Source organism: Streptomyces sp. Ru72 (genome assembly GCF_002920635.1).
GTDB lineage: Bacteria > Actinomycetota > Actinomycetes > Streptomycetales > Streptomycetaceae > Streptomyces.
In genome coordinates, this window is record NZ_PQSR01000190.1 from 1 (window position 1) to 6,227 (window position 6,227).

Below are 6,227 nucleotides of genomic sequence, written 5' to 3' on the forward strand. Positions count from 1 at the left end.
CGATGGGGCAGAACTGCACGGCCGGTTCCCGCGTCCTGGTCCACCACAGCATCGCCCACGAGGTGCTGGAGCGGTTCACGATCGCCGCGAAGCGCCTGGTCATCGGTGATCCCGCGGACCCTCGCACTCAGGTGGGGCCACTGATCGACCGGGCGGCCTTCGACCGGGTCGCAGCGGCGGTTCAAGCCGCCCGGGCCGGCGGAGCCCGCGTTCACACCGGAGGGCTGCCGCACGGCCTGCCTCAGCGTGGGGCCTACTACCCGCCCACCGTGATCACCCACGCGCCCGACGGCAGCGACGTGCTCACCAAGGAACTGTTCGGCCCCGTCGTCACCTTCCAGACCTTCACCTCCGAAGACGAGGCGACGCACCTGGCGAACGCGACCGAATACGGGCTCGCCGCCTCGGTGTGGACGCGCGACCTCGACACCGCCCTCCGGTTGGCGCGCGGCGTCCAGGCCGGCGTGATCTCCGTCAACTCCTACAGCGAAGGCGACATCACCACACCCTTCGGCGGCTGGAAACAGTCCGGGTTCGGCGGCGTGGAGAAATCGACCAACGCCTTCGACCAGTGGACCAGGGAGAAGACCGTCTGGATCCGCAGCCGGTGATGCGGCCTGATCTTCCGCCAGGGAGAGCCTCCGTTTTCCTCACCCGCGGCCACCCGGCAGGGGTCTCTGAGCGGATCGTGGGCCTGACCCAGCTGGTGATCAGCGAGCTGGTCACCAATCAAGTACGTGCACGTCCCTGTCCTTGTGTAGCCGGGCTTGGTCGGCGGGGAGGTAAGGGGCACGGTCTGGAGATCGTGAGGCCATCGCACAGGAACTCAGCGTCGATCGGGAAGCGGTCGGCGAACGCATCACGGCCCGCATTCCTCCTGGATGTCTGAGCCCGTCCCCGGCGCCAGTCGAAGGACACTCTGGATGTGGCTCGTGCGCGGCCACGTTCGCGCAGGTTCTCCAGTCGGAGAGCCGTCCTGATCTGGGCCTCGGCACGGGGTCGTGACGGTGGACGTACGCGGCTCGGGACGCCGTTCAACGTGGGAGAGCACCGGGCCGGTCCCACCGAGGACTGCTGTGCAGGTAGGGGGACCGCCATTCGAGTGGGCACTCTTCCTGGTGCGTCAGGGGTAGAAGCAGACGCACACTCCATGGAGAAAAACTGTCATGGCGACAGTAGACATTCCACCGTCGCAGGGTTAGCGTTGTCTTCGTACCCAGAAGTCGAAGTGGGCACAGCAGGCATGAACTGCTGTGCAGGTAGACCAGAAGGACACAGCCCCAGCAGGGCTGTGAGCAGTACCCGCGGTATCCGCGTAATCGAAAGGTAAGGAGCAGAACGCCATCAGGATCGCCCGGGCGAGGAAGCAGTCCGCCCGGGTACCGCAAGGCCCCGGATTGGAAGGTGGTCCCCGGTCACGCATCCGCGATCCCCGCAACCCCGCCCTCCCAGGCGGCACCTGCGGAAAAAGAAGGCCGGCGCAGTGCGCCGGTAGATGGTGTTGAAAGCTCGGGGCCCGGGTGCCGTACTGGCACCCGGGCCCCCCGACGCGTCCCCGAAAGAAGAGGTCTATGCCGCCTGCCGGTTCCCGTCCCATCGGCCCTCTCGACGATGACGACTACCCCGCCTACACCATGGGCCGCGCCGCCGAGATGCTCGGCACCACCCCTGCCTTCCTCCGTGCCCTCGGTGAACACCGCCTGATCACCCCGCTGCGCTCCGACGGCGGCCATCGCCGCTACTCCCGGTACCAGCTGCGCATCGCTGCCCGCGCCCGCGAACTCGTCGACCAGGGCACCGCCATAGAGGCCGCCTGCCGCATCGTCATCCTCGAAGACCAGCTCGAAGAGGCGCAGCGCATCAACGAGCAACTGCGCGCCGAGGGCCGCGAGCCTCAGCCGAAGACATCAACCTGATCAAAACGCCCGAACCCGAGGCACCCGATGCCCTGCAGGCGGACGAGGCCGCTGAGGGACCGCACCGCCGTTCCGCAGCAGGCGGGCTCAACGCGCCAACCGCACTCCACGGAAGAGGGGACCACGAGCGGGCGTAATGCATGTCGGGGGGTGACGAGGGGCGAACCCGGGGCAGAAGGAGCGGCAACCGATAGGGGCGGCACCGCCCGGGAAGTCCGCGCGGGCGGTGCCGCGGCTGAACGGGGACCGTGCTGCCGGGCTGGGCTCAGGCGTCGATGATGACGGGGATGATGAGGGGCTTGCGGCGGTGGGTGCGGAACGCCCAGTTCGCCACGGCGCGGGCGATAAGTTGTTCGAGTTGGCGCGCGTCCCCGACGCCTTCCTCGGCTGCGGTGGCCAGGGTCTTCTCGATGACGGGGATGACCGGCTCGAAGGTGGCGTCGTCGTGGACGAAGCCCCGGGCCAGGAAGTCGGGGGCCTCGGCGAGGGCGCCGGTGTCGGCGTCGACGATCGCCACCACCGTGACCACGCCTTCGGCGGCGAGGGTGAGGCGGTCCTTGAGGGACGCTTCGGTGGCGCCGCCGACCTCCATGCCGTCCACGTAGACGTTGCCGGCGGGGACCTTGCCGGTGATGGATGCGCGCCCGTCGACCAGGTCGACGACGACGCCGTCCTCGGCGATGACGACCCGGTCGGGGTCGACACCGGTACGGATGGCGAGGTCGGCGTTGGCCCGCAGGTGGCGCCATTCGCCGTGCACGGGCATGACGTTGCGGGGCTTGACGATGTTGTAGCAGTAGACGAGTTCGCCGGCGCTGGCGTGTCCGGAGACGTGCACCTTGGCGTTGCCCTTGTGGACCACGTGGGCGCCCCACCGGGTGAGTCCGTTGATCACCCGGTAGATGGCGTTCTCGTTGCCGGGGATGAGGGAGCTGGCGAGCAGGACGGTGTCGTCCTTGCCGATGCGGATCATGTGGTCGCGGTTGGCCATCCGTGACAGCGCGGCCATCGGTTCGCCCTGGGAGCCGGTGCACACCAGAGCGATCTTGTGATCCGGGAGCTTCTCCAGCTCCTTCGTGCTCACGACCAGACCGGAGGGGACCTTCAGATAGCCCAGGTCACGGGCGATGCCCATGTTGCGGACCATCGACCGGCCGACGAAGGCGACCTTGCGGCCGTGCTGGTGGGCGGCGTCCAGGACCTGCTGGATGCGGTGCACGTGGCTGGCGAAGCTGGAGACGATGACCCGGCGCGGCGCGGTGCGCATCACCTGTTCGATCGCCGGGTTCAGCTCTCGCTCGGAGGTGGTGAAGCCGGGTACCTCGGCGTTGGTGGAGTCGGTGAGGAAGAGGTCCACGCCCTCCTCGCCGAGGCGGGCGAAGGCGCGCAGATCGGTGATGCGGTCGTCGAGAGGGAACTGGTCCATCTTGAAGTCGCCGGTGTGCAGCACCATCCCGGCCCGGGTGCGGATCGCGACCGCGAGGCTGTCGGGGATGGAGTGGTTGACCGCCACGAACTCGCAGTCGAAGGGCCCGAAGCCACGGCGGTCGCCCTCCCGCACCCGCACCGTGCGCGGCCGGATGCCGTGTTCCTTGAGCTTGGCCTCCAGGAACGCCAGCGTCAGCTTGGACCCGACGACCGGAATGTCGGACCGTTCGCGCAGCAGGTACGGCACGCCGCCGATGTGGTCCTCGTGGCCGTGGGTGAGTACCACGGCCACGATGTCGTCCAGCCGGTCCCGGATCGAGGTGAAGTCCGGCAGGATCACGTCCACGCCGGGCTGGGTCTCTTCGGGGAACAGTACGCCGCAGTCGACGATGAGCAGCTTGCCCGCGTGCTCGAAGACGGTCATGTTGCGGCCGATCTCACCCAGGCCGCCCAGGGCGATGACCCGCAGCCCTCCTTCGGGAAGGGGCGGGGCGGCTTTCAGTTCGGGGTGCGGATGACTCATACCCTGACGGTACCCGGAGAGCGGGACAGGTGATCCATTGCCTGTGTGATCCAACGAGCGCTCGATACGACCCGCCGTTGACGACGTACTGGCGCTCAGGTCGGCATCCGTCTCATCTGCCCGCTGCCCCGGCCCAGGACAGGAGGGCAGCCGCAGCCGCAGCGACCGCCGCGGGTGCCGGGGTGGCTTCGAGGGTCGCGCGGGCGGTGAGGACCCCGCCCGCGATCACAGAAGAAGCAGCGCGAGCCGACAGCCTGGGCATGCACTCACGGCCGCTGAAGTATCGCGGTTGAACGTGATGTCGACCTTCGCGGTCCGTTGTGGTCGGCCCGCCTGCTCGGCGGTTGGGCTGGTGACCGCGTAGACGGTCGTGATGGTGGTCTTGCCGGTCTTGCGGTCGGTGCGGCGGCGCTTGATCTGGACGGCCCGATGGGCGCCGGGGAAGGGCAGGTTATTCACGGTGGCGACCTTGATCCGGCGGATCTCCGCGCGGCCGTGGCCGGTACCCCGGGTGCGGTCCTGGAACGGGATGTCCCTCCAGGGAAGGGACTTCAGCTGCTTGCGTAGCTTCTTCTGGTTGCCCTTGACGATCGCGATGTAGTGGGCCCTGCGGCCCAGGAGGTAGGCGGCGTGCTCGCGTTGCGTACGGAGCGCGTCGCTGGTGACCACGGTTGCGGCCAGGTCTGTGGTGGCCGGCGACGTCTACCGGGTACAAGCGCGCGACTGGCGCCGTCAGAAAAGTCAGCAACGGGTCAGTGTGAGTCCTCATACACCCGGCGACAGCTGACCACACAAGCGAAACGTTGTAGCCTCCGAACATCGCCCTTGACCTGCAAAAAGCAGGCAGGGAGCAGACGAATCGGGAGCTTCTTCGTGCTTCGTACCATGTTCAAGTCCAAGATCCACCGTGCCACCGTCACCCAGGCCGACCTGCACTACGTGGGATCGGTGACCATCGACGCGGACCTCCTCGACGCCGCCGACCTGCTCCCCGGGGAGCTGGTCCACATCGTCGACATCACCAACGGCGCCCGCCTGGAGACGTACGTCATCGAGGGCGAGCGCGGCTCCGGTGTCATCGGCATCAACGGAGCCGCGGCCCACCTGGTCCACCCCGGCGACCTTGTGATCATCATCAGCTACGCCCAGGTCTCCGACGCCGAGGCACGGAGCCTGCGGCCGCGGGTGGTGCACGTGGACGGCGACAACCGGATCGTGGCCCTGGGCGCCGACCCGTCCGCCCCGGTACCGGGTTCCGACCAGGAGCGCAGCCCGCAGGCCGTCGCCACCCGGTGACCGCGCGCACCGGGCCGCTCGCCCTGCTGCACACCTCGCCCGTCCACGTCCCCGTCTTCGAGGCCCTGCGTGACGCGGCCCATCCGGGGCTGGGACTGACGCACCACGTGGCGACGGAGCTGCTGCACCGTGCCCGCGCGCACGGCCCCGGCGCCGTGGCCGACGATGTCCGGGACGTTCTGCGGGAGGCCGTCGCGGCGGGCGCCCGCGCGGTGCTGTGCACCTGCTCGACCATCGGCGCGGTCGCCGAGCGCGCGGACGTCGGTGTGCCGGTGCTGCGTGTGGACCGGCCGATGGCCGCGACCGCGGTGGCCACGGGGCCCCGGATCGTCGTCGTCGCCGCGCTGGAGAGCACCCTCGAGCCGACGGTCGCCCTGGTGCGCGAGGAGGCGGCCGCTCGAGGTCACGTCGAACTGCGCACCCTGCTCGTCGACGACGCGTGGGCGCGCTTCGAGGCCGGGGACACCGCCGGCTACCTGCGCGTGATCGCCGACGCCGCCGACTCGGTCACCGGCGCGGACGCGATCGTCCTCGCCCAGGCGTCCATGGCCCCGGCACGGCACCTGACCACGACCACCGTCCCGGTCCTGTCGAGCCCCGAGCTCGGACTCGCCGCTGCGGCCACCGCTGCGGCACATGGTCCTCAAGACGGCTCACATGGTCCTCGGAACGGCTCACATGGTTCTCAGGACGGTTCACTCGGCTGACCGGTGGCCGGCGCCGCCGTGCGGTGTGCCCGGCCGGCCGCGGCGGTCCGCGGTGGCCCGGTCGGGCCCCGCCCGTCCCGCGACGGGGTGAGTGCCCGTACGTCCCCCGGGTACCCGGGGGGCAAGTCCAGGCCTACGTACGACTGGCTGGAGGACACGATGACGCATCCGTTCCCCGATCCCGCACAGCCGGGACCACCACCCGGACCGGGACCGACCCCGGGACCGGAGCCGACCCCCGAACCGGGCCCCGCGCCGGGGCCTGAGCCCGCGCCCCCGGAACCGGGGCCCGCGCCCCCGCGACCGGAGCCAACACCTCCGGCACCCGGACCCACGCCCCCGGGGCCCGACGCCGGT

6 protein-coding genes are annotated in these 6,227 nt (G+C 69.8%); 4 read left to right on the forward strand and 2 right to left on the reverse strand.

Annotated elements, in window-relative coordinates; translation table 11 throughout:
• Positions 1–611: aldehyde dehydrogenase family protein (locus tag C3488_RS38815; RefSeq protein ID WP_146068020.1), on the forward strand; the 611-nt coding region annotated here is incomplete at its 5' end.
• 960 nt (positions 612–1,571) lie between these two features.
• Positions 1,572–1,916 (forward strand): MerR family transcriptional regulator, encoded by a 345-nt coding sequence (locus C3488_RS38820; protein WP_103845528.1) that lies wholly within the window; start codon positions 1,572–1,574, stop codon positions 1,914–1,916.
• 265 nt (positions 1,917–2,181) lie between these two features.
• On the opposite strand, the gene C3488_RS38825 is transcribed toward C3488_RS38820, so the two are convergent.
• Both C3488_RS38825 and C3488_RS38830 read right to left on the reverse strand, forming a co-directional pair.
• A complete protein-coding gene (locus C3488_RS38825) occupies positions 2,182–3,867 on the reverse strand; it encodes a ribonuclease J (RefSeq protein WP_103845529.1) in 1,686 nt (561 codons plus the stop codon).
• Positions 3,868–4,092: 225 nt separating this feature from the next.
• Positions 4,093–4,536, reverse strand: coding sequence for a hypothetical protein (locus tag C3488_RS38830; RefSeq protein WP_258053918.1), 444 nt, complete (start codon positions 4,534–4,536; stop codon positions 4,093–4,095).
• 204 nt (positions 4,537–4,740) lie between these two features.
• On the opposite strand from C3488_RS38830, the gene panD reads away from it, so the two are divergent.
• Positions 4,741–5,163: an aspartate 1-decarboxylase gene (gene panD / locus C3488_RS38835; RefSeq protein WP_103845530.1), complete on the forward strand. Its 423-nt coding sequence runs from the start codon at positions 4,741–4,743 to the stop codon at positions 5,161–5,163.
• Positions 5,160–5,870: an aspartate/glutamate racemase family protein gene (locus C3488_RS38840; RefSeq protein ID WP_258053919.1), complete on the forward strand. Its 711-nt coding sequence runs from the start codon at positions 5,160–5,162 to the stop codon at positions 5,868–5,870. The genes panD and C3488_RS38840 overlap by 4 nt, the downstream gene beginning before the upstream one ends.
• Positions 5,871–6,227: the final 357 nt, after the last annotated feature.